A 21,779-nucleotide genomic window follows, 5' to 3' on the forward strand; every position below is an offset into this window, starting at 1 on the left:
CCCGCGTTACTTCTGCCCACCGCTGTCGTCGTTGTCGTCGCGCTCGACGGCCGACAACGCCCGGACGATCCGTTCGATGTCGCGAGCCGAATAGTTCTCCGCTTCGGCCAGCCCGTCCTCGTCGACCTGAATGCGCTTGCCCTTGTGGCGGTCGATGAACTTCCGCACCGCCACCCCCGTGGCGGCCCAGGCGGCGGCGTTACCGGCCGTAGCGACCACGGTCGTGAGCACATCGGTACCGGCGCCGCGGACCCGCCGCGCCTGCGGGACGGCGGAAACACCCTCGTCGACCAGCAGTGACAGCAGTTCTTCCGCGTTGGATGACGTGATGACGAACTCCACCGCCCCGGGCCCGTCGGCTCGCTGCCAAACCAGGACCAGGTCGTGCGCGTCACCGTCTTCGTTCCCAGCCACTCGACCCCCCTTGTGAGCACTTGGACGATAGCCGATCCCGGTGCTCATGGCGATGTTTGTGAAGGCATCCCATTGAAGGTGTGCATGTGATAAACCTGTCGCCGTGGCGCCTCGTCGAGAGGATCTTGAGAAATCATGCCGGAGGAAATGTCGACGGTCGCGGACATCGCGGCCAGGCTGCTCGATCCGTCTTTCTCGCCGCAGGCTTTCACCCCGCAAGGCGCCGACTCGGGCGTTCGGGCCAACTCGATGTGGCACGGCTCGGATGAAGCGCTGAGGAAAGCGGGTCTGCGCGCGGGGACGGCGGTCCGCACGCGTGATCTGACGGCGGTGCTGAGCGGCCGCCACGTTCGCACCGGTGCGCCCATCATCCCCGCCGGTGAGGTCTTCGACCTCACTTTCAAGGCCCCGAACTCCCTGTCCCTCCTCTGGAGCCGGCTCGCGCCCGGCCCGCGCGCGGACGTCGAGGAGGCGGTGCTGGACTGCGCGGCCCGCATGCTCACCCGGCTCACCGCCGACAATCCGGTGATCAATGGCATTCGGCCGGCGCGATCGCTCGTCGCGTCACTGGTCCTGCACGCCGTCGGCACGCTGTCGGCGGCGAACGGCGCGATTCCTCCGATGCTCCACGTCCACAGCCTCCTGTTCGCCGTCCTGGACGAAACCGGAACTTTGACGCTGCCGGACGAAGCCACGCTGTACAACGGAGAGACCCTCGCTCAATGTGACGCCTTCGGCGAAGGGGAGCTCGCCCAAAGAATGGTGGAACTGGGGTACTCGGTCGTCCGCACCCCCGGCAACGCCGAACACTCCTTTGAAATGGCCGGTGTCCCCCAAGAACTGCTCGACGACCACGAGTTCTGGCAGAACACCGGCTGCGCGGTAGCGAGCTTCGGCTAGCCCCGTAGCAGCGGACGACCTCGACCGTTTGATCTCGCCCTGGAGAGGGTGACCAGCGGGGACGAGGCCGAGCGCATGCCGGTGAGCAGGCGGGTACCGGCCGACGCCGGATCCTGCCGCCGGATGCCACCGATCACGGTGAACCACCGCACCGACCCGACCCTGCGGCCCGCCGCGACACGACGTGATGACCGGCGGCGGTCATCACGGAAACCGGCGTGACCTCGTGCGCTGCCGGCGGCTTCGCGGTGGCGGCGATGCGAAACCGTCGCCGCGAACGCGCCTGAGCTTCCCCCACGGCACGGACGAGCGCGCTGTGGGCGGTTCGGGTTCCCGGGGTGCGCCGGCACCGAGCGCCGCGGGGGTTCCGGACCTTCTCGCGGCCGGGTTCGTGCCGGCCATTGACCCTTGTACAGGATCCTGGTTATTGTTCCGCCCATGTTGGACGCACGGTTCCTGACGCGGAACGGCATGACCGCCCGGCAATTGGCGGCCGAACTGCTCAATCAGCGCACGGATTCGCGGTTGCCGAGGATCCGTGACTACGCCGAACGGCTCGGTGTCGGCAACGGCACGGTGCAGGCGGCCTTGCAGCTGCTGGAGAGCGCGGGCGCGGTGCAGACCGAGGCCCGCGGGCATCTCGGCACCTACCTGCGGGCCGTCGACCGGGCCGGACTGTGGCAGCTGGCCGGGCTCGGGACGATGCTCGCGGCGATGCCGCTGCCGTACTCGCGCCGGTACGAGGGCCTGGCGACCGGGCTGCGGGAGGCGTTCGAGGACGCCGAGATCCCGTTCGCGCTGACGTTCATGCGGGGCGCGCAGGTCCGGCTCGACGCGCTGCTGGCCGGACGGGCGGACCTGATCGTGGTGTCCCGGCTGGCGTTCGAGGAGTTCGGCGAGGACTACCCGATCGCCCAGCTCGCCGACCTGGGAGCGCGCACGTTCGTCGGTGCGCACGGGGTGCTGCTGCGGGCGGGGGCGTCGCTGGACGATCCGGGGCTGGCGGTGGCCGTCGACACGAGTTCCGTCGACCAGCAGCGGCTCACCCGGCTCGTCTTCGCCGAACGGCCCGTCCGGTACGTCGAGACGTCGTACATGCAGCTCGGGGAGCTGTTCCGGCGGGGCGAGGTGGACGCGACGGTGTGGAACCTCGATGAGATCCACCAGCACATCGACGAGGAGGTCACGACGATCCCCTTCGACGAGGTGACGTCGACCGATCTCGCGGGCCGGAACTCCAGTGCGGTCCTGGCCGCCCGCGCCGACGCCTCGTCCGCCCTGGACGTGGTGCGCGACCGCCTCTCGGCCGAGCTCGTGACCCGCACGCAGCAGGCCGTCCTGACCGGCGACCGGCTGCCTTCGTACTGATTCGCGCTGAGAGGAGGCCGTCCCATGGACCGGCTGTTGGACGAGCGGCTGGAGACCTTCGAGAAGACCGGCCAGGTCGCACCCGAGATCTGCCGTTTCGTACGGACCGAGCTGGACGCGCTCGACGCGGCGGGCGGCGAGGTCACCGAGGAGAGCGCCGGGACGCTGACGAGCCATCTGCTCCTGGCCCTGCAACGCGCCCGTGACGGCGAAGCGCTGACCGGGTTCGAGGCGGACGACGCCGTCCGGGCGGAACTGGCCGGTCACCCGGACGCGCTGGAGCGCGCGGCGGCGCTCGCGGAACGGGCCCGGTCGGTGCTGGGCGTCGGACTGCCCGGCCAGGAGGTCCGGTTCCTGGCACTGCACCTGGCCCTGCTGGGACAACGAGAGGCGAGGCGATGACGAAGATCCTGGTGGGCGGCGTCGGCAAGGCCGACGTGGCGGAGCGGCTGGAGGAGATCGGGGGCGTCGAGGTCGTCGTCACCAACGACATGGACGCGGCCACGCGGCTGATGGCCGGTCAGGCCGACTACTACATCGGAACGTGCCACACCGGGGCCGGGGGCTCCCTGGGTGTGCTCGTCGGGCTTCTCGGTACGGCCCGGTGCTTCACCTTCGGCCGAGGCCAGGCCACCGCGGCCGAGGCGGCGGCCGCACTCGCCGAGGGCAGGGTCGCCTTCGGCTTCTCGATCGACCAGATCGACCAGGTCGTCCCGATCCTCGCCGCGGCCATCCACGACCGGCGCGACGGGTGATCGGCCCGTCCTGACCAGTTTCCCCCGGAGGCAGCCATGCCCTTTGCCCTCACCACCGTCGCGACGGTGGACAAACTCGACTTCACCCTGCCACAGAGCCTCACCGTCATCGGCGTCTGCGCGCTCACCGCGCTGATCTCGAACATGGCGCTCGCCGTCTTCAACGACGGCGTCCGTCCCTTCCTGCTGGACTTCGTCCGGGGCAACACCAGGCGCGGCGAGATGACCGCGGTGTCGTTCGGCCTGTCGGCGGGGTTCGTCTTCGGGCTCGGGGCCCCGATGGCGCTGTCGACCGGGGTACTGAACCCCTGGCTGCTGTTCCTGCCGACCGACATCCTCGGGATCTTCGCGCCGCGCCGGTGGCTGGCGCCGATCCTGGGCGGTGCCTGGGGCGCGGTCGTGGTCTTCGGGCTGTCGGGCGCCAACAACGCGGCGCACGACCTGCCGGTGGACTTCGTCACGGCGATGCAGGAGATGGCGACGCCGATCCTGTTCCTGTTCCTGCTGTTCCCGGTGATCGCGATCGCGAGCCAGTTCGGGCGGGTGCGGGGGGCGGCCACGTTCGTCGTGGAGATCGCCTTCGTCGTGCTCTCCATGAAGGTCTGGCCGGAGCAGTTCCCCGGCGCGCTGGCCATGGCCGCGGGCGTGCTGATGCTGCTCGGCTTCGCCCTGGACAAGGACCTCCGGGACCGGCGCGCCGCCGCCGTCTCGCCCCCGGCGAAGCCCGCGGACGCGCCCGGTGCCGCGCGGATCCCGGTGCGGGAGAGGCCGGACGGCAAGCCCGCCGCGGACCCGGTGGCGTCGCTGTTCGGCGCCAACGCCGAGCGGCTACGACGGCATCTGCCCTGGTTCGCGCTGCTCGGCGCCACCCTCGCCGCGATGGTCAACCTGCACGTCTTCGGCGGTGGCGAGGCGACCAGCTTCCTGGTGGCCAAGGGCGACTACGGGGAGGCGGCCCAGGTCGACTTCTACCGCGCGTTCGGCTTCCTGCCGCTCATCGCCACGACTGCGCTGGCCAGCGGCGCGTTCCAGATCGTCGGGTTCTCCTTCGTCTACCCGCTGGCCTATCTGGCGCCCAACGTGCCGGTGGCCGCGGCCGGCGGCGCCGTGCTGTTCACGGTGGAGATCCTGGCGCTCTCCTACATCGGCAAGGGACTGGCGCTGCTCCCGTCGATCCGGGACGCCTCCGACCACCTGCGCAACGCGATCGGCAAGACCCTGGAGATCGCCATCCTGTTCGGCGCGATCGCGGCCGCCGCCAAGATGGGCGGCGGTCTCGGGATCACCCTCGTCGGCGGGCTCTACCTGCTGAACGAGTCGATCGGACGGCCGGTCGTCCGGCTCGCCGCGGGCCCCGCGGCCGTCGTCGTCGCGGGCATCGCCCTGAACGTCCTGCACTGGCTCGACCTGTTCACTCCGCTGAAGGGATGACATGAAGCTGATGACCGTGCTCGGCGAGATCCCGGCACCGCGGGGACCGGTGCTCGCCCACGAGCACCTGCGCGTCGACGTGCGCACGCCCCGCGGGCGGGCACCGGATCCCGCCGCCGTCCTCGACGACGAGAAGGCCGTCGGCGCCGAGCTGGCCGCGCTGCGACACTCGCACGGCCTGGCGGCCGTGGTGGAACTGACCGGCCTCGGCATGGGACGGGACGCCGCCGCGCTCGCCCGGATCAGCGAGCGGTCCGGAGTGGCGGTGGTGGCGGCGACCGGCTTCTACCACGGGGCGCACCACCCGTCCTATGTCGCCGGGGCGAGCACCGCCGACCTGACGCGGCGGCTGCTCACCGAGATCGAGGACGGCTTGGACGGCACCGGCGTCCGGCCGGGCGTGATCGGCGAGATCGGCACGGGCGGGGAGCCGTCGGCGGACGAGGAGCGCTGCCTTCGCGCCGCGGCCGCGGCCGCCGTCCGGACGGGGCTGCCGCTGGCCACCCACGCGCACCTGGGCCGGGGCGGGCTCGTCCAGCTCGACATCCTGACCTCCGAAGGTCTGGCGCCCGGCCGGATCAGCATCGGGCACCAGGACCTGCTGGACGACGCGGCGACCCACCGCCGGCTCGCCGCCGCCGGCGCGTACGTCGCCTTCGACACGATCGGCAAGGCGTCCTACCAGAGCGACGAGGTGCGGCTACGGCGGGCCCTGGACCTGATCGAGGCCGGGCACGCGGCGCGCCTGCTGCTCAGCAACGACGTCTCCAGGGGCGGCTACCTCAAGGCGAACGGCGGTGGCGGCTACGGCGTCGTCTTCGATTCGTTCGTGCCGCGGCTGGCCGCGGCGGGGGTCGACGACGTCACCCTGCGGATGATCCTGCACGACAATCCCATCCGGTTCCTGACCTCGGGGGAGGCTCGATGACCGCGCCGGAGCTGCGCGCGACCCACCCGTTGCCGACCGTCTCGCTCTACGAGGCGATGGCCCGGCAGTTCCGCCTGCTGGAATGCGTGGCGGACCACTTCGACGGACGGCAGTTGTTCGCGCCCGACGTCGGCGTCACCCCGCGGTGGGGACGGCCGGACGCCACGCGCCGGGCGGAGGCCGCGCTCGCCGACTTCTTCGGCGCCCCGGCCGCCGCCCTCGTCCAGGGCGCCGGGAGCGGCGCGATCAGGGCGATGCTCACCGCGGCCCTCGGCCACGGCGAGGCCCTGATCGTGCACTCCGCGCCCGCCTACGCGACCACCGCGTCGGCCTTCCGGGCGATGGGCCTCGAACTGATCGAGGCGGACTTCAACTCGTCCCCCGCCAAGGCGGCGGCGTCCCACGTCTACATCCAGCACTCGCGGCAGGTACCGGAGGACTCCTACGATCCGGCCGAAGTGATCGCCCAGTACGCGGAACTGGGCGTGCAGGCGTTGGTCGACGACAACTACGCGGCGTTCCGCACGCCTCGCACCGGCGTCGAGATGGGGGCGGCGGCCGCGGCGCTGTCGCTGTTCAAGCTGCTCGGTCCCGAAGGCGTCGGACTGGTCGTCGGCTCGGAGGAGCTCATCGACCGCGTCCACGCCGACAACTACTCGGGCGGCGGCCAGGTGCAGGGACCGCAGGCGCTCGACGCCCTCCGCGCGCTCACCCACGTCCCCGTCCTGTGGGCCGTGCAGTCCGCCACCGTCACCGAGATCGCGGAACGGCTCGCCGCCGGTGAGGTCCCCGGCGTGGCGCAGGTGCGCATCGCCAACGCTCAGGACCGGTGCGTGCTCGTCCGGCTGGACGCCCCGTGCGCCCCCCGGGTCATCGAGGCCGCCGCCCGGTACGGCGCGGCCTCCTACCCGGTCGGGGCCAACTCCCGATACGAGATCACCCCGCTGTTCTACCGCCTCTCCGAGACCTTCCTGGCCGGAGACCCCGAACTGGCCGACTGGACGATCCGGATCAACCCGATGCGGTCGGGGGCCGACCTCGTCATCAAGATCCTCAGCAGCGCGCTGGGGGAGGTCCGGTGTTCCTGACCGCGACGACGGCGCGCAACCCCGGGCTCGTGGACGCCGCGGCCGGGCTCCACCGCGCCGGGCGCGTCCCGCCCGACACCTATCTCATCGACCTGGACGCCGTCGCGGCCAACGCCGCCGCGCTCGCCGCCGTGGCCGACGCCAACGGCGTCCGGCTGTGGCCGGTGTTCAAGCAGGTGGGCCGCAACCCGCACGTGATCAGGACGGTCGCCGAGCACCTCCCCACCGCGGCCGCGATCGACCTGCGCGGCGCCCGCGCCCTTCGGCGGGCCGGAGTGCGGCTGGGCAACGTGGGCCACCTGGTCCAGATCCCGGTCAACGCCATGGACGAGGTGCTGGCGTGGCGGCCCGAGCACGTCACCGTCTTCGGCGCCGACCAGGCCCGCGCGGTGTCGGCCGCGGCGGCGCGCCTCGGCATCACCCAGCCGTTGCTGGCGCGCGTCGTGGCCGAGGCCGACGAGATCTACCCCGGGCAGGAAGGCGGCGTCCCCCTGACCGGCATCGAGAAGTTCGCCGCCGAGGTCGGTGACCTGGACGCCGTCCACCTCGATGGCCTCACCTCGTTCCCCTGCCTGCTGTACAGCGGGCCGGAGGGCGCCATCACCCCGACCCCGAACCTGCGGACCCTGCAGACCGCCCGGTCCCGGCTCGCGGCGGCGGGGTCACCGGTCCGCTCCATCAGCGCGCCCAGCGCGACGGCCGCCGCGAGCATTCCACTGCTCGCGGCCCACGGCGTCACGCACGGCGAGCCCGGTCACGCCCTCACCGGGACGACGCCCCTGCACGCCGCCGACCTCACCCAGCCCGAGATCCCCGCCCTGGTCTACGTCTCCGAGATCGCGCACATCCTTCCGGACGGCCGTCCCGCGATCTTCGGCGGCGGCTTCTACCCCCGGGGCCGTCCGGACGGGGCACTGGTGTTCCCCGCGACCGGTGAGCCGTTCACCCTGCCGGTGGAACCCGCGCCGTCCGAGAACATCGACTACTACCGCCTGCTCGGCGCGCCGTCCTCGGCGCGGCCGCCGCGGGTCGGCGACACCGTCGTCCTCGCCTTCCGCACGCAGATCTTCGTGACCCGCAGCGCGGTCGGCGCACTCCAGGGCGTCGCCTCCGGCAGGCCCAGGCTCCTCGGCCTGACCGACGCCCACGGGAGCCCCTGGTGAGCCGCGTCGCCATCCTGGTCATCGACGGTCTCGGCATCGGCGCCATGCCCGACGCCGCGAACCCGCGTCCCGGCGACTCCGCCGCCCACACCCTCGGCCACGTCCTGGACGCCGCGAGCGGCACCCCGCGCCTTCCGGTCCTCGCCGCCCTCGGCCTCGGACTGCTGCACGCGCACCGGAGCCTCGGCTCCTCCACCCTCCCCGGGGCGTCCGCCGGGCGTTCCGCCCTGGGCTATATCGGCGCGGACACCTTCGCCGGCCACCAGACGATGATGGGCACCGACATGAGCGGCACGGCCCCGGCCCTGTTCGCCGACCACATCGGCACCGTCGCGTCCGCGCTGCGGTCGGCCGGTCACCGGACGCGCGTCCTGGACGAGTGGCCCGTCCTCCTCGTGGACGGGTGCGCCGTCGTCGGCGACAACCTGGAAGCCGACCCGGGGCTCAGCTGGAACGTCAGCGCCCGTCTCGACGACCTGCCGTTCGAGGCGATCCTCGGCATCGCCCGGACGGTGCGCGGCGTCGCCCCGACGGTCCGGGTGATCGCGGTCGGCGGCCACGGCCCCGAGCCGCTGCTGCGCTCCGTCCGATCCGGCGCCGACGGCACGGCGGGCCTGGACACGCCCGCCTCTGGCTTCTACGTCCACGACGGCCTGCGCGTCGCTCACCTGGGCGTCGAGATCGACCACACCCGCCAGCTCCCCTCGCGCGCCGCCGCCGCGGGCTTCCCGGTGACCTTCGTCGGCAAGGCCGCCGACATCCTCGTCTCGCCGGGAGCCCTGCACCGCCCCGCCGTCGAGACCTCCGAGGTGCTCAAGGAGACCATCACCGCCCTCACACGCGCGTCCGACGCGCTCGTCGTTGCGAACGTCCAGGAGACCGACCTGGCCGGACACCAGCAGGACGCGCGACGGTACGCCTCGCTTCTGGAGGAGGTCGACGCCGGGCTGGGATCCGTCCTTGAGCTGATGGCCCCCGGCGACCATCTGATCGTCACCGGTGACCACGGCAACGACCCGACGATCGGCCACCCCTACCACACCAGGGAGTTCGTCCCCGTCCTCCATTACGCGCCGGGACTCCCCACGAGATCGCCGACGCTCCCGGACGCCCCCACCCTCTCCCACATCGCCGTCACGGCCGCCCAAGCCCTCGGCATCCCGTCCTTCGACCTGTAAAGGTGCTCGTCGGGCGCAGCGGGCGTCGCTCTAAATGCGGCTGCGCAGCCAGAGGACGACGTCCCAGCGATTGGTGTCCCAGTTGCCGGCGAAGCCGTGTCCGGAGCCGGCGACGGTCTTGACGGCACAGGAGATCTTGCTGTTCTTGAGTGCGGCGCACAGGTCGGTGGAGTGTTTGGGGCTGACGTATTCGGTGGCGCCGATGTAGAGCTTCATGGGGACGTCATAGGCGTTGACGGCGGTCTTGCTGGCCATGTCGGTGAACTTGGTGGCGCAGGTACCGGTGTGGGGAGTGGTGCAACCGGCGACGGCGAGTGCCTGATCCCGCAGAGTCTGCTGAGCCGCGCCGGAGGTGGGGGTGTTGCCGTCGTCGTAGGCCAGGCGGGGGTCGGCGACGGGGCTGAAGGCGACCACGCCGCGCCAGTGCTTGTTGGCGCGCTGGTAGGTCCCCAGGTTGGTGGAGATCTGCCCGCCGGCGGAGTCGCCGACCAGGAACATGCGGGTGGTGTTGATGTCGAAGTAGGAGGCGCGGGCGCGGATCCAGGCTTCGGCGCGGGAGACGTCGTCGCGTTGGGCGGGCCATTTGGCGTTCTGGGAGAGCCGGTAGTCGACGGTGAAGGTCTGGAAGCCCTTGGCGGCGAGATAGGTGGCGACCTTGACCGGGTCGGGGCTGTTGTAACGGCCCTTGCTCCAGCCTCCCCCGTGGACGACGAGCACGGCGGGCCGGGTGCCCTTGCTGAGCGGCGTCCACAGGGCGCGCAGCTTATAAGCGCTGGTGGGACCGAACTGATAGTCGTGCTGGGAAACGGCGGCCGCCTGAGCGGTGCCGGTGGTGAGCGTTAAGACCATGGCGGCCGAGGCCACGGCGCTCACCCCGCATGCGATCTTCCGGAAACGTCTGGTCGACATCGAGTTACTTTCCGTGAGTAATGCCTGGGACCTGCGCTGCGGGCGTGGCACTCCGATCGGTGGCGGATGTCACGCACTTCGCGGGCGATGGCCGCCGCAGAGGTCGCCTGAATTCTGCCAACACATGTGGATCATGGCCACGTTCCCGGCGGCCGCCTCCCGAGCCGGCACGGCTACGCGTCGCCCGGTGTTCCCGCTGGCATCGCCCGTGCATTTCGCGTCCGTTAACCTCGCATTCCTGTTCGGTTCACAGGAAACGCGCCAAGTTTTATCCGAACAATCTGACGCTTCCGTTGAGCCTGTCGGTCAACGCCGCTATTCCGGATACGCCTGCGCCAGTGGGCCAGTTCCATGAGGGTGATATCCGTCCCCGAAGACGTTGATATCGCCAAGAGGGCGACGGCAGGCTCAAGGTGAGAGGCATCCCTGCCACGGGCGCGGACTCGTTCTGCCCGAACCTGGCCACCAAGTGCAGCGACGGGAGCGGAGGCATGATCGCCTAGATAGCCGCTCAGACGGTACGACGACATGCCGACCCGGATTAGGTGCGTTCCTGCAGATCATCATGCTCGAACCCCCGTAGGTGGGCCCGACCGCCGGACTCTCCCGCCCGGAAGAACCGTTCGTAGGTGTGGCTCCAGCGCGAGCGAAGGGCGGACATGGTTCCCCACGTGAGCAAGGGGTTCGCTTCCCCTCAGACATGCACCTCACCGTTTCTAAGCCACAAAAAGGGCCCGATGAGCATCGGACGCAGCGTGGTGCGCGTCCTCGGATTCCTCCAGTTGTGCCCGTTTATGGGCGGCAGACGGATATAGGAGTGTGGCCGGATGGTGCTGGTGCGTTCTCCGTTCTCGGACGCATGGCGGGGTTGCGCGGTGGAGAGGTACATCGAGGCGGCTGGTGGGTGATCAGTCGTCATACCGACGTCCAGGGAGCGTGACCCCGGTGAGTGATGACGCTGGTCAGCAGGCGCGCGCGGTTGGCTTCGTTCTCGATGAATCGTCCGTGCAGTCCGTCTATCCGCCCCCGGGTGGGGGCAACTATGCGCATGTCCTTCCGCATATCACGCTGGACAGGACCGTCCTGCCGTGGGAACGCGTCATGTCCCGATCGGGAGCGGGCGGGGCGCCGTGGCTGGCGCTGCTGGTGTTCGGGGAGGGCGAATTGCCCGATGATCCTGCTGCCAGGGGCCTGACCGCGACGCGCACCGTCGGCGAACTTCTGCATCCGGCCGAGCCGGGCACGATCGGGCCGGACCTGAAGCAGGTGCCCGCCGGTGACGGATGCCGGACCATCGACGTGCCCGCCACGGTGTTCACAGCCGTGGCCCCCGCCCAGGATGAGCGGTGGTACGCCGCGCACATGCGCGGCATCACCGCTCCTGTCCTGCGCCACGACGGAGAGATCCGCACCTCCGGCGAGTACGCGGTGGTCACCGCCAACCGCTTCCCCCGCACCCTCGGCTCCTACGCGGTGCACCTGGTCTCCCTGGAAGGCTTCAGCCTGGGCCACCTGCCCGCCGGAACTACCCGGGTCAGGCTGGCCAGCCTGCGGTCCTGGTCATTCATCTGCCACCCCGACGGTGGTTTCGACCTGCCACGTCTGCTGGACAATCCCCTGATCCCCAGCCCCGGCCCGTCCGCGGAGCCCTCCGACCAGGACATGCGCGAGATGCGGGAGCGCGGCCATGTTTCCGTCCGGCTCTCCACACTCTCCGGTGAGCCCACCTATGCGTGGTACCGCGGCCCCTTCACCCCGCTGGCCCCTTCCGACACCCCCGCTCTCCCCGGCCCCCCGCAGGCCGATCACACCACTGCCGATCACGCCCTCATCTACGAGGCCGAGCATGGCCTGTTCGATGTCAGCTACGCCACCGCGTGGACCCTGGGCCGCTCCCTCGCCCTCGCCGACCCCGACTACTGCGCACAGATCGTCCAAGCCCGCGAGCGGCTCGCGAACCGCGCAGCCGACCTGGGGGTCACCTCCGCCGTGCCACCCGCAGGCCACGACCTGACACCGGCCGACCCCGAAGCGGCCCGCGCCCAAAAGAACCTCGCCGACCTCGCCGACCAGTACGGCCCCTCACTCGCCGCCCGCCTCGACGAACTCGCTCTCCTGGGCGACCTCCCCCTGCCCGCACTAGTCCCCGACCGAGAACTCCTGCCCGCGGAATCCCTGCGCCTGTTCCGCATCGACACGGCCTGGATCACTGCGCTGCAAGCCGGGGCCGCAGACATCGACGTCCACACCAGCCCGGACACCGACCTGGCCCCCTACCTCCGGCAAGCCTCGACCCGTGCCACCCGCACCCGCCCCCCGGCAGCCGCCGTCCTGCTCAACTCCGCCCGCCTACCGGCATGGCCCGACCTCGACCTCACCGCAACCCGCGACGGCCGGCCCCTCAGCCAACTCCGCAGCACCCACCCAGCCCCCGACACGCTGCTGCTTCTCTTCGACGGTGTCCCCGACGCGATCGCCATCCGCGAACCAGGCCAGGGCATCCACTTCGGCCTCACCATCGCCGACGACCCCACCGGCCTGTTCCGGCTGGGCAACCTCACCACCGGCTAGCAAGCAGTGACATCGCAAGGGCGCCCGGCGCAGTGGAGAAGCCTTCCCGCGTCGGCTAGCCGGTCACGAAACCTGATGACGGACGAAGCGGACCGGGGAATTGGTCCATCGGACCCGGGTCGTGTCCGCGAGCCAACATCGAGCAGACGTGGGAGGGGGAAGCGGGTCGCGTAGGAATCGAAGCCACAACTACGGATTAAAGGCCCAAAGCTCTCATATCGGTGCAGCGCGTTCGGTATCAGGCTGTAGGGCGGCATGTATCCGGTTTCTCCGTCAACCGTAGCCGGGAAGCTCGGGGCGCGTCGCGCCCCGAGCTTCGGGCTATGCAGTGATCGACGAGAGCTTAAAGGTGCCCTTGTTGCAGACCGGACCGGCCTTCCACTTGACCACGTTGAACTTGGGCTGGGGCTTGGCCTGGCCGGGGAGGTCGACGTCCAGTGTCGCGGGCGTGGGCTGACATGGGCGATCGACGGGCTCGTCACCGGTGGGTACGACGCCCCAGGCCACCTTGATGACGGCCGTCTGGCCCGGTTCCAGCTTCACCCGCTTGGGCTTTCCCGGCGGCAGGACGACGCGGGTGGGGAGCGCCTTGCCTTTGGCGTCGCGCAGCTGCAGCTTCACGTCCGCGCTCAGGACGCATACGCCGTTTGACTTGTTTTTGATCCTCAAGTCGGCGTACCGGTGCCCGGCCCCCGCGTCGGTCGGCTTGAGCGTTACGTCCGAGAGTTGGTATTGGCACCAGCCGGGCTTCGCCTTGACGTTGTCCGCGAGTGCTGCCGTCTGCCCGGCGAGCAGCATGGACGCCCCGAGAGCACCGATTCCGGCCGCACGGCGCAAGCCACGTGTCGTTCGCATGGTGTTACTCCCCGATCACAGGAAATCTTTCCCTCTAAGACGCCGCTCCATGCTTGCGAGTTGTCCGCGTGATCAGGAAATATCCATTTTTTGGGGCATGGGGAAGGAGTGGCGATCACACACAGGAATCGTGCCTGGTCACGACGATCTTGATCCCTTACGTTGCCGCATGCCCTCTGCGTCAACCTCGTGCAGCAGTTTGGGTGAACGCTTGCTTGGCGTGCCGTAACCCCGTGGCCGCCGGGGTCGTAGGGGACGTCGTCGAGCCGGCAGCGGTAGATGACGCATATCCAGGCTCGCCCCGGCCGGTGATGCGCAAGCACGGCGTGTCGCATCCGACGGTGCGTCCGGCGCCGGAGTCGGCGTGGCCGATACCCCGCAAGCCTGCGGACGCTGCCCACCGACCCGAAGACCCTGCTGGTGCTCGTCTACAAGCTGTCGGGCAGCGCGTTCATAACGCCATGATCGGCGACCTGCACACGTACTACCTGCTGACCGGCGACACTCCGGTTCTGGTTCCATAGCAGCAAAGGGCCGGGTCCGATCGCTGTGGCCGTGTGCGAGCGGGCCCTCAGTCGGCTCCTGTTCCAGCACCGCCGGCAACTGCGGGCCCAGCTTGGGGCCGTCCCGGGGAGCCCTGCGAGCGCAACGCCCGATCTCCGTGCTCCTGCCGGGCTCGTCACCGGCGCTGCACCGATCGAACACTCGTCCTCAGCCGTTTGTCGAGCTCGGCGTTGGTCTGCCCACCGCTGCTTGTCATCGTCTTCCGCTGGCTTTCGGGCGGCGCGTCCCTCGGCCCCGTGGCGACGGAGGGGCGGGCGCGATCTTTGGCCGGTGTCCTGCCTTGGGGCGGTAGCCGCGGGCACTCAAGTCGGCCGGCGGTCTCGGGCTGGCTTCGTCCGATCGATCGACAGGCCATGCCTCGGCAGGTACTATGTGACGCATGGAACCAAGTGACGCATCTAACCTCTTGACTCAGATGCGAAGGGGGGCGCTGCCGTACTGCGTGCTGGCGCTTTTGCGTCACGAGCAGCGCTACGGCGTCGAGATCGTGCGGCTGCTCGGCGATGTGGACGGCATGGTCATCAGCGAAGGGACCATCTATCCCCTACTGTCCCGGCTGCGGCGCCAGGGGTTGGTCGAGACGGTGTGGCAGGAGTCGACCGCTGGTCCGCCGCGACGCTACTACCTGCTGACCTCCGCGGGGCACCAGGCGCTAGAGGGCTTCACCGCCGAGTGGGAGCGGTTCAGTGGCGCGGTCGAGCACTTCATCGGAAAGGGACGTGAGGGCGATGACGGAAACGGATGAGCTGATCGAGGAGTACGTCGGCCGTCTGGAGGCGGCGGCGCGAGTCCTGCCCGCGGATCGCCGGACGGAGTTGGTGGAGGAGATCAGGGACCACATCGCCACCGTGCTGGCGCAGAGTCCCGACCGAGACGAGGCGGCCGTACGGACCGTTCTCGACCGTCTCGGCACCCCGGAGGAGATCGTCCAGGAGGCCTGCGTCGGCCTGTCAGAGGCGTCGCCGGCGCGCGAGCAACCGGTAACGCCTGGCCAGGCGCCGCCCGGGGCCCGCCGTGCGGGCGGCTTCGCGATAGTGACGGTCAGCCTGCTGCTGATCGGGGGCGTCGTGCTGCCCGGGCTTGGCTGGCTCGTCGGGGTGATGCTGCTCTGCGCGTCCGCGCGCTGGACGCTCCGCGACAAGCTGATCGGCGCACTGGTGTTCCCCGGTGGGCTGGGGTTCCCGATCTTCTACCTCCTGTTCGCGAAAGGGGGCAGCGGAAGCTCGTCCGGCGTGGCCGCCACGCTCGTGCTCGTCGTTCTCGCCGGCTCCATCGGCTCGGCCGCGTATCTGCTGCACCGGGCGCTACGCACCGCTGCCTGATCCTTCGCCTCCACCACCGGATCTGGCGGCCCCCTGCGGATCTCGGCCGAGAACGCCCGCCACGGCAACGTCTACTTTCAGACAGTCACTGGCAAGAACGTTCTGCATTGTCGAGACCACTGGCATCAGCCATACCGGACTTTGGGGCCAAATATTCAGATCAGATATTTGGCCCCAACCCCGGTGAGGGGCCCTTCGTCATTGAGGTCGCGGCGGTGTTCAGGTCCCGAAACAGTTGTCGCCGTAGGTGACGAATTCGGTCTGACGCACGGCGCCTTCGCTTCCGCCGACCTGGGCGCACAGGTAGTCGAGGCTGCCGTTGTTGTTGGCCGGGCCGTAGTAGGAGTAACCGACTGAGCTTCCCCCCATGGCACGGACACTGTGATGTTGCCCCCGTTTGACGGGCACGGTTGTTGAGAGAGGTAGGGGGCCGGCGATCTTGCGAAGGAGATCGTTCTCGTGGCCAAGCCTTACCCGCCGGAGTTTCGTCGGCGTGCCCTGGATCTGCTGGAGTCGGGACGATCGGTGCGGGACGTGGCCGGGTCGCTGGGCATCGCGGAGTCCTGCCTGCACCGCTGGAAACGGCGGGACCTGATCGACCGTGGTGTGAAGCCGCTCAGCCCCGCAGAGGCCGAGTCCGCTGCTTTGGCTCGGGCTCGAGCGCGGATCGCCGAGCTGGAGAACGAGGTCAAGATCTGGCGCAAGGCCGCCGCGGCGATCGAGCAGGTGGTGCCCCCAAAAGCCCGCTTCGCTCTGGTCGCAGAACTAGCCGTTGAGGGCATCCCGGTCAAGCAAGCCTGTCTGGCCCTGGGAGTATCCCGGTCGGGGTTCTACGACGCCCGCATCCGTCCTGCGTCGGCCCGCGCGATCCGCCGGGCGTGGCCGGCCGACCAGATCACGGCCGTCCACCGGGCATCACGGGCAGCCCTACGGATCACCCCGAGTGCGCGCCGAGCTGGTCCAGGCGCAAGGCGTGATCGTGTCCCGCGAGACGGTGGCGGTGCTGATGCGGCGGGCCGGCCCGGCAGGGCTGCCGCTGCGGCGCAGAGCCAAGCGGGTCCCCGCATCGGCGACGGTCACCGACCTGGTGAAACGTGGCTTCCACCGCGGCGAGCCGAACCAGCTGTGGGTCACCGGCATCACCGAGCATCCCACCCGCGAGGGCAAGCTCTACTGCTGCGTGGTCCTGGACACCTGCTCCCGCCGTGTGGTGGGCTGGGCCATCGATGTGCGGCAACGGGCCGACCCGGCCACCTCCGCGCTCGGAATGGCGATCGATTCCCGCGGCACCGCCGGCCGCGTCATCGATGGGATCATCCACGCCGATCACGGCACCCAGTTCACCTCGTGGGCCTTCACCGAACGCGCACGGCGGGCAGGGTTGCCGCCCTCCCTGGGCACGATCGGCGACCCGTACGACAATGCCGTGGCCGAGTCGTTCTGGGCGCGCATGCAGACCGAGCTGCTCGACCGGCGACGCTGGCACACCCGCGTCGAACTCGCCAACGCGATCTTCGAGTACATCGAAGGGTTCTATAACCGCCGCCGACGCCAGTCCGCTCTGGACTACATGAGCCCGATAGAGGTCGAAACCACCCACTCGCCGAACCTGATCTCCTCACCACCAAGTCCGTGAAACCGGGGCAACATCAAAGATGTCCGTGCTGTGGGGGAAGCTCAACTCTTCGAGTTACAAGGTCTGGTCGCGTTGAGTGGAAGCGCGGGCGTTGAGCCGGACGGGTATCTCGATCGTGTGCTGCGTTTCTGCGGCATCCTCGATGAGGGCCATGAGCGCTTCCGCGGCCTTGCGTCCCACCTCGCGGGGGTGGACGAACAGGCCAGTGATCTGGGGGGATGTGAGCTGCAGGGACCCGCTGTCGACGGCGCTGCAAATGCCGAGGTCGCCGGGGACGTCCAGGCCGCGGCTCTGAGCCTCGTGCAGGACACCGAGGGCCAGATTCTCCGAGGTCGTGAGGACCGCGTCCGGAGGGAAGGGCCGATCCAGCAGCTCGCCGAGCGCGCGCGCCGTCCCCTGGAGCGTGGGAGGTTCGTCCAGTTCGACGACCATGGGCGACAGTCCGTGGGCGACGGTCCAGCGTGTGTATCCGGTGACGAGGTCGAAGGTGTAGGACCGTGAGGTGTCGGTCGTGATGATGGCAGGGCGGCGGTAGCCGTTGTCGTGCAGGTGGGTGAGCATCGGTTCGGCCGCGGCGACGAGGTCGTTGTCAACGACGACCGGGACGTTCTTGGGGACTGCGATCGGCCGTCCCGTCGTCACCAATGGAAAGCCGCCGACTCGGTGCGTGCGGAAAAATGGCTCGTCGCCACGGGGGTCCACCAGGATCGCGCCGTCGATCGCGAACGCGTCGAGGCTTTCGGGATCGGCGTTGGGCGGTGTCATGAGGACCGCATAGGAGGCCTGCGCTGCCGCTTCCGCCGCGCCGTTGAGCACTTCGAGGAAGTACTCGGAGTTGGGAACCAGGGCGGCGCCGGCGACCGAGTCGACCGAGTTGGCGATCTGGATCGCCAGGATGCGGCTGCGGCGTGTTACGAGTTGTTGCGCGTGGGTGCTGGCCTGGTAGCCGAGGGCGGCCGCCACCGAGACCACCCGCTGGCGGGTGGTCTCGGAGATGCGTCCACGTCCGCTGAGGGCATGAGAGACGGTGGTGATCGAGACGCCGGCGGTCGCCGCAACGTCATGAATTGTGGCTGACACCATGCTCCCCACGCTGGACCGAGGTTGAGTCGCCCATCCAGAATACTTGAGGGAGAACACGGCGGCGTTGGCGTCAGTCAGTGGGACCGTAGACCTCGTCCGTCTCGGGGAGGATCTTGACAGCCAACGGGTAGAGAACGGCGGCGGCGACCCCGGCGGCCACGAAGCTGAGATCTGTGTTCCCGAATATCGCCGCGCCGGGCCCCACGTACCAGGCGTTGCTCGCGAACAGCAGTCCTCCGCCGGCCGCGGTGATCCAGACCGTCATGCCGCAGGGGTTGAAGCCGTGCCAGAACCAGTAGATTCCTCCACGCTCGCCTCGGTTGAATACCTGAAGCGCGTCAGGGTCGTAGAAGCCGCGGCGGCGGTGGTGTCCGATCACCACCATGACGATCCAGGGTATGGAGAAGCAGGCCAGGAGTTGCAGGAACACACTCACGATCTCGGGCACGGCTGAGATGAAGTGCCCGGCGTAGACCAGCACGGTGGCCAGCATGCACGCGATCAGGGTGGCTTGGACACGGTTGAGCTTCGGAATGATTGCGGAGGTGTCCAGTCCGGTCCCGTAAGTGTTGATGACGGCCTGGGAGGTGCCCGCGGCCAAGCCCAGGTAGATCAGCGCCGGCACAAACCAGAGCGGCGTGTGTTCCACCAGACTGAGCACGTAAGGCGTGTCGGGAGCGACGTGGCCGCCCCCGACGACCGCGGCCGCCGTGAAGGTACCCCACATGAACGGGCCGCCCATGCCGAACAGCCCGCCGAACAGCAGCGACCGCATGACCGAGCCGTCGGTGTGCAGCTTGCGGGAGATATGCCGCGTCCAGTCGCCCGCGTAGGCGCCGTAGGAGGCCACGGTGGACGCGCAGATCAGCGCTGACGCCGTCCAGGGGGCCACTGCGGAACCGAACGCGTACGTGCCGGTGCCGGAGTAGGACGGATCGAAGTCGGGCGCGTACACGAGTATCCCGATCAGCAGGCACAGCCCGGCGGTAGGGATCATGAAGCGCTGCGCGGCGACCATGTTGGCGTGGCCGAGTACCGACACCAACGTGACGATCACGCTCAGTACGGCGTAGGCGATCAACCTCGGTGCCGTGGTGTCGGAGAACTTGAAGAGGGCGGTCAGGGCTCCGGCGAGGGCGTCCCCGCCGGTCCAGATGCTGAGCGCGGCGAAGGCGAGGGAGGCCGTCGCTTCGAGCAGCGAGCCGATCAGCCGTCCGGCGACGCCGAAGAACGCGCCACTGGAGACCGGGTTGTTGGTCCCGGTGCGTGGCCCCATCAGCCCCATCGGCGCCAGTAGCGCCGCGCCCACGGCTGATCCGGTGACCACGGCGGTGGCCGCCTGCCAGAACCCCAGCCCGAAGCTGATCGGGAACCAGCCGATGATGATCACGCTGAAGGTGAGGCTGCCTCCGAAGAGGATCATGAACAGGTTCCGGGGCGCCGACTTGCGTGCGCTCTCGGGAATGTACTCGATCCCGCACTGCTCGATTTTGCCGAGCCGGTCCTCGTAGGAGTTTGGGCGAGCTGGTTCGGCGACTTCAGAGACCATCACCCGGATTCCTTTCTCCTTGCGTAAGCTCTCCTTGCACCAGCCAGCGGAACAGGCGCAGGTGTCTGCGATCGGTCCTGAGTTCGGTCTCCGGGTGCCACTGGACACCGAGGAGACCCGGCCCCTCGACCGCTTCGATCACCCCGTCGGGGGCCCACGCGGTCGCCCGCAGCAGATTCCCGGGGTCGGCGATCGACTGGTGATGATGGGAATTGACGGTGTCCACACCGTGCAGAAGGTGATCGATGAGACTGCCGGACTCGGTTTTGATCCCATGACGGAGGGCCGCATAACCCTGGTCGTTACGGGTGTCAAGATGTGGGGCGAATCCGGCTGCGGGAAGATCCTGGACAAGCCGGCCACCGGTCGCGACGGTCATGAGTTGCGCGCCACGGCAGACGCCGAGAACGCGCAGGCCACGCGCTGTGGCGTGGGCGAACGCACGCAGTTCGGCCTCGTCCCGCTCCATGTCGACTTCGGTGAGCGTGGTACTCGCCGCGGCGCCATAGCGTTCGGGCTGAATGTCCCCGCCACCGGTGACCAGCATGGCGTCGACGAGCTCGACCGCCTCGGCCAGCCTGCCGTCGATCACGGACGTGGGGATGAGCAAGGGTGTTCCCCCGGCCGCGAGCACACAGTCGACGTAGGAGCGGTGGACCTTGTAGAACTCCCGCCTTCTTGCGACGAGAATTCCGACACTGGTCATAGGTTGAGCAGGTAGGTGGAACGTTCGCGGTCGGTTACCTCCAGGTTCGCGCGCTCCCATTCACCGATCTTCATCTCGGCGTAGTCGCTGATGAAGTGCTCGTGGAAGACCTCGGCCGTCAGGGGATCCCGCTGGAATGCCTCGACGGCGTCGATCAGGGAGCGCGGCAGCCGGTCCGCCTCGGCCGCGTAGGACAGGTCGTCCCTGGCCTGGCCGGGGTCCATGCCCTGCCGGATACCGTCCAGGCCTGCGGCGAGCATGTACGCCGCGGTCAGGTAGGTGTTGGCGGAGCTGTCGACGGCCCGATTCTCGATCGCAGGCCGGTTGGCGGGCAGGCGGATCATGCAGGACCGGTTGTTGTAGCCGTAACTGATCTTCGTCGGGGCCCAGGAGATCTCGCCGTCGGCCAGACGCTCCACGAGGCGGCGGTAGGAGTTGGTGGTCGGATTGGCGAGCGCGGTGAGCGCGGGGGCATGGTGCATGACGCCGGCTACGAACTGGTAAGCTTCCTTGGACCAGCCGTTGTTTCCTTCTTCACTGCGGAACATGTTCTGCCCGGACTCGTCCTCCAGGCTCATGTTGAAGTGGGCGCCGGATCCCCACATTTCGGGGTACGGCTTCGGCATGAAGGTTGCGAGCAGCCCGCATTCTTTGGCGGCTTGGCGTACCGCCAGGCGGAAGAGCGTGATCCGATCCGCCGACTCGATCACCGGCCCGTGGGCGAAGTCGAACTCGTACTGCCCCTCACCGCCCTCCGCGTCGAAACTGAAGAGCCCGAAGTCCATTTCCTCCAGGTATGAGCACACGCGGTCGAGAAATGGCAGCGAGTCCAGAGAGGCCTCCACGTCGTAGGCCGGCGACGGCTTGATCTCCTCGCTGAGCGTCATCGGGATCAGGCGCCCGGCGCCCGGCCCCAACGACTCCGGCTTGAACACGTAGAATTCCGGCTCAACGCCGAGTTGGGCCACGTAACCCATGTCGGCGGCGGCGTCCACTTGCTTCCGCAAGATCGAGCGCGGGCACAGCGCGTAGGGCTCGCGGCCGCTGAGCGACATGTCAGCGACCATCCAGGCGATCCGCCGGTCCCAGGGCAACACCCGCAGGGTCGCCGGGTCGGGAATGCCAGCGACTTCCTCCTCGATAGGATTCATGTGCCCGATACCGCCCATACCGCGTGGCGTGTACCGTTCGGAGCCCGCCAGCATGTTGGGCAGGTGGTCGATCGGGACGGTCTTGGACTTCGGTCGGCCGAGCACGTCGATCCATGCCGCCACCGCGTACTTGACGCCGCGTCCCGCCAGATCGCGGGCGAGTTCGGCGTGGTCGGGATTGATGTCATGAACGGTGTCCATGCTGATC

21 protein-coding genes are annotated in these 21,779 nt (G+C 69.1%); 13 read left to right on the forward strand and 8 right to left on the reverse strand.

The window, feature by feature from the left end; genetic code table 11:
* Positions 1-6: 6 nt before the first annotated feature.
* A complete protein-coding gene (locus E1291_RS00805; protein WP_131735559.1) occupies positions 7-414 on the reverse strand; it encodes a hypothetical protein in 408 nt (135 codons plus the stop codon).
* Positions 415-549: 135 nt separating this feature from the next.
* On the opposite strand from E1291_RS00805, the gene E1291_RS00810 reads away from it, so the two are divergent.
* From E1291_RS00810 to E1291_RS00850, 9 genes are all read left to right on the forward strand, one after another.
* Entirely contained in the window at positions 550-1,314 is a 765-nt protein-coding gene (locus E1291_RS00810; protein ID WP_131735560.1) for a relaxase domain-containing protein, read from the forward strand.
* A 438-nt stretch (positions 1,315-1,752) separates the two neighbouring features.
* On the forward strand, positions 1,753-2,682 hold the full coding sequence (yhfZ, locus tag E1291_RS00815; RefSeq protein ID WP_131735561.1) for a GntR family transcriptional regulator YhfZ: 930 nt from the start codon (positions 1,753-1,755) through the stop codon (positions 2,680-2,682).
* 24 nt (positions 2,683-2,706) lie between these two features.
* A complete protein-coding gene (locus E1291_RS00820; protein ID WP_131735562.1) occupies positions 2,707-3,084 on the forward strand; it encodes a transcriptional antiterminator in 378 nt (125 codons plus the stop codon).
* Positions 3,081-3,437, forward strand: coding sequence for a DUF2620 family protein (locus E1291_RS00825; RefSeq protein WP_131735563.1), 357 nt, complete (start codon positions 3,081-3,083; stop codon positions 3,435-3,437). The genes E1291_RS00820 and E1291_RS00825 overlap by 4 nt, the downstream gene beginning before the upstream one ends.
* A 36-nt stretch (positions 3,438-3,473) precedes the next feature.
* Positions 3,474-4,868 (forward strand): YhfT family protein, encoded by a 1,395-nt coding sequence (locus E1291_RS00830; protein WP_131735564.1) that lies wholly within the window; start codon positions 3,474-3,476, stop codon positions 4,866-4,868.
* 1 nt (position 4,869) lies between these two features.
* Positions 4,870-5,796, forward strand: a complete 927-nt coding sequence (locus E1291_RS00835; protein ID WP_131735565.1) for a phosphotriesterase family protein — start codon at positions 4,870-4,872, stop codon at positions 5,794-5,796.
* Entirely contained in the window at positions 5,793-6,884 is a 1,092-nt protein-coding gene (locus E1291_RS00840; RefSeq protein WP_131735566.1) for an aminotransferase class I/II-fold pyridoxal phosphate-dependent enzyme, read from the forward strand. Before E1291_RS00835 ends, E1291_RS00840 begins: the two co-directional genes overlap by 4 nt.
* Entirely contained in the window at positions 6,875-8,047 is a 1,173-nt protein-coding gene (locus E1291_RS00845) for an alanine racemase (protein WP_131735567.1), read from the forward strand. The genes E1291_RS00840 and E1291_RS00845 overlap by 10 nt, the downstream gene beginning before the upstream one ends.
* The gene (locus E1291_RS00850) at positions 8,044-9,225 is read left to right on the forward strand and encodes a phosphopentomutase (protein WP_131735568.1); all 1,182 of its coding nucleotides are present in this window, start codon (positions 8,044-8,046) and stop codon (positions 9,223-9,225) included. Before E1291_RS00845 ends, E1291_RS00850 begins: the two co-directional genes overlap by 4 nt.
* A 30-nt stretch (positions 9,226-9,255) precedes the next feature.
* Here the strand turns inward: E1291_RS00850 and E1291_RS00855 are convergent, their stop codons facing one another.
* Positions 9,256-10,134 carry an alpha/beta hydrolase gene (locus tag E1291_RS00855; protein WP_131735569.1) on the reverse strand — a complete coding sequence of 293 codons (879 nt, stop codon included), beginning with the start codon at positions 10,132-10,134 and terminating at the stop codon, positions 9,256-9,258.
* Positions 10,135-11,235: 1,101 nt separating this feature from the next.
* Between E1291_RS00855 and E1291_RS00860 the strand changes: the two genes are divergently transcribed.
* A complete protein-coding gene (locus tag E1291_RS00860) occupies positions 11,236-12,705 on the forward strand; it encodes a hypothetical protein (RefSeq protein ID WP_131735570.1) in 1,470 nt (489 codons plus the stop codon).
* 321 nt (positions 12,706-13,026) lie between these two features.
* Here E1291_RS00860 and E1291_RS00865 read toward each other — a convergent pair whose 3' ends face one another.
* On the reverse strand, positions 13,027-13,503 hold the full coding sequence (locus E1291_RS00865) for a DUF4232 domain-containing protein (RefSeq protein ID WP_165494901.1): 477 nt from the start codon (positions 13,501-13,503) through the stop codon (positions 13,027-13,029).
* Between the two features lie 1,036 nt (positions 13,504-14,539).
* Here E1291_RS00865 and E1291_RS00870 point away from each other — a divergent pair.
* A complete protein-coding gene (locus tag E1291_RS00870) occupies positions 14,540-14,869 on the forward strand; it encodes a PadR family transcriptional regulator (RefSeq protein ID WP_131735572.1) in 330 nt (109 codons plus the stop codon).
* Positions 14,853-15,446 carry an HAAS signaling domain-containing protein gene (locus E1291_RS00875; RefSeq protein WP_131735573.1) on the forward strand — a complete coding sequence of 198 codons (594 nt, stop codon included), beginning with the start codon at positions 14,853-14,855 and terminating at the stop codon, positions 15,444-15,446. The genes E1291_RS00870 and E1291_RS00875 overlap by 17 nt, the downstream gene beginning before the upstream one ends.
* A gap of 219 nt (positions 15,447-15,665) precedes the next feature.
* Here the strand turns inward: E1291_RS00875 and E1291_RS41695 are convergent, their stop codons facing one another.
* Entirely contained in the window at positions 15,666-15,815 is a 150-nt protein-coding gene (locus tag E1291_RS41695; RefSeq protein WP_165494902.1) for a hypothetical protein, read from the reverse strand.
* A 90-nt stretch (positions 15,816-15,905) separates the two neighbouring features.
* On the opposite strand from E1291_RS41695, the gene E1291_RS00880 reads away from it, so the two are divergent.
* A protein-coding gene (locus E1291_RS00880) for an IS3 family transposase (protein ID WP_131735574.1) occupies positions 15,906-17,082 on the forward strand; the annotation gives its coding sequence in 2 pieces (ribosomal slippage) (positions 15,906-16,373 and positions 16,375-17,082; 1,176 coding nt in all).
* Positions 17,083-17,136: 54 nt separating this feature from the next.
* On the opposite strand, the gene E1291_RS00885 is transcribed toward E1291_RS00880, so the two are convergent.
* The 4 genes from E1291_RS00885 to E1291_RS00900 all read right to left on the reverse strand — a co-directional run bounded on the left by E1291_RS00885 (position 17,137) and on the right by E1291_RS00900 (position 21,772).
* On the reverse strand, positions 17,137-18,165 hold the full coding sequence (locus E1291_RS00885; RefSeq protein ID WP_242613862.1) for a LacI family DNA-binding transcriptional regulator: 1,029 nt from the start codon (positions 18,163-18,165) through the stop codon (positions 17,137-17,139).
* A gap of 70 nt (positions 18,166-18,235) precedes the next feature.
* Positions 18,236-19,714 carry a purine-cytosine permease family protein gene (locus tag E1291_RS00890; RefSeq protein ID WP_131735575.1) on the reverse strand — a complete coding sequence of 493 codons (1,479 nt, stop codon included), beginning with the start codon at positions 19,712-19,714 and terminating at the stop codon, positions 18,236-18,238.
* A complete protein-coding gene (locus E1291_RS00895; RefSeq protein WP_165494903.1) occupies positions 19,704-20,420 on the reverse strand; it encodes a gamma-glutamyl-gamma-aminobutyrate hydrolase family protein in 717 nt (238 codons plus the stop codon). The genes E1291_RS00890 and E1291_RS00895 overlap by 11 nt, the downstream gene beginning before the upstream one ends.
* On the reverse strand, positions 20,417-21,772 hold the full coding sequence (locus E1291_RS00900) for a glutamine synthetase family protein (protein WP_131735577.1): 1,356 nt from the start codon (positions 21,770-21,772) through the stop codon (positions 20,417-20,419). The genes E1291_RS00895 and E1291_RS00900 overlap by 4 nt, the downstream gene beginning before the upstream one ends.
* Positions 21,773-21,779 lie beyond the last annotated feature (7 nt).

It is taken from the genome of Actinomadura roseirufa (genome assembly GCF_900659635.1).
GTDB classification, from domain to species: Bacteria; Actinomycetota; Actinomycetes; order Streptosporangiales; family Streptosporangiaceae; genus Spirillospora; species Spirillospora roseirufa.

Coding starts and splice junctions, on each gene's coding strand:
- E1291_RS00865 (WP_165494901.1), bottom strand. CDS start 13,503: ATGCTGCTCGCCGGGCAGACGGCAGCACTCGCGGACAACGTCAAGGCG.
- E1291_RS00855 (WP_131735569.1), bottom strand. CDS start 10,134: ATGTCGACCAGACGTTTCCGGAAGATCGCATGCGGGGTGAGCGCCGTG.
- yhfZ (WP_131735561.1), top strand. CDS start 1,753: ATGTTGGACGCACGGTTCCTGACGCGGAACGGCATGACCGCCCGGCAA.
- E1291_RS00890 (WP_131735575.1), bottom strand. CDS start 19,714: ATGGTCTCTGAAGTCGCCGAACCAGCTCGCCCAAACTCCTACGAGGAC.
- E1291_RS41695 (WP_165494902.1), bottom strand. CDS start 15,815: ATGGGGGGAAGCTCAGTCGGTTACTCCTACTACGGCCCGGCCAACAAC.
- E1291_RS00835 (WP_131735565.1), top strand. CDS start 4,870: ATGAAGCTGATGACCGTGCTCGGCGAGATCCCGGCACCGCGGGGACCG.
- E1291_RS00885 (WP_242613862.1), bottom strand. CDS start 18,165: ATGGTGTCAGCCACAATTCATGACGTTGCGGCGACCGCCGGCGTCTCG.
- E1291_RS00870 (WP_131735572.1), top strand. CDS start 14,540: ATGCGAAGGGGGGCGCTGCCGTACTGCGTGCTGGCGCTTTTGCGTCAC.
- E1291_RS00860 (WP_131735570.1), top strand. CDS start 11,236: ATGTCCCGATCGGGAGCGGGCGGGGCGCCGTGGCTGGCGCTGCTGGTG.
- E1291_RS00825 (WP_131735563.1), top strand. CDS start 3,081: ATGACGAAGATCCTGGTGGGCGGCGTCGGCAAGGCCGACGTGGCGGAG.
- E1291_RS00895 (WP_165494903.1), bottom strand. CDS start 20,420: ATGACCAGTGTCGGAATTCTCGTCGCAAGAAGGCGGGAGTTCTACAAG.
- E1291_RS00875 (WP_131735573.1), top strand. CDS start 14,853: ATGACGGAAACGGATGAGCTGATCGAGGAGTACGTCGGCCGTCTGGAG.
- E1291_RS00810 (WP_131735560.1), top strand. CDS start 550: ATGCCGGAGGAAATGTCGACGGTCGCGGACATCGCGGCCAGGCTGCTC.
- E1291_RS00830 (WP_131735564.1), top strand. CDS start 3,474: ATGCCCTTTGCCCTCACCACCGTCGCGACGGTGGACAAACTCGACTTC.
- E1291_RS00900 (WP_131735577.1), bottom strand. CDS start 21,772: ATGGACACCGTTCATGACATCAATCCCGACCACGCCGAACTCGCCCGC.
- E1291_RS00840 (WP_131735566.1), top strand. CDS start 5,793: ATGACCGCGCCGGAGCTGCGCGCGACCCACCCGTTGCCGACCGTCTCG.
- E1291_RS00820 (WP_131735562.1), top strand. CDS start 2,707: ATGGACCGGCTGTTGGACGAGCGGCTGGAGACCTTCGAGAAGACCGGC.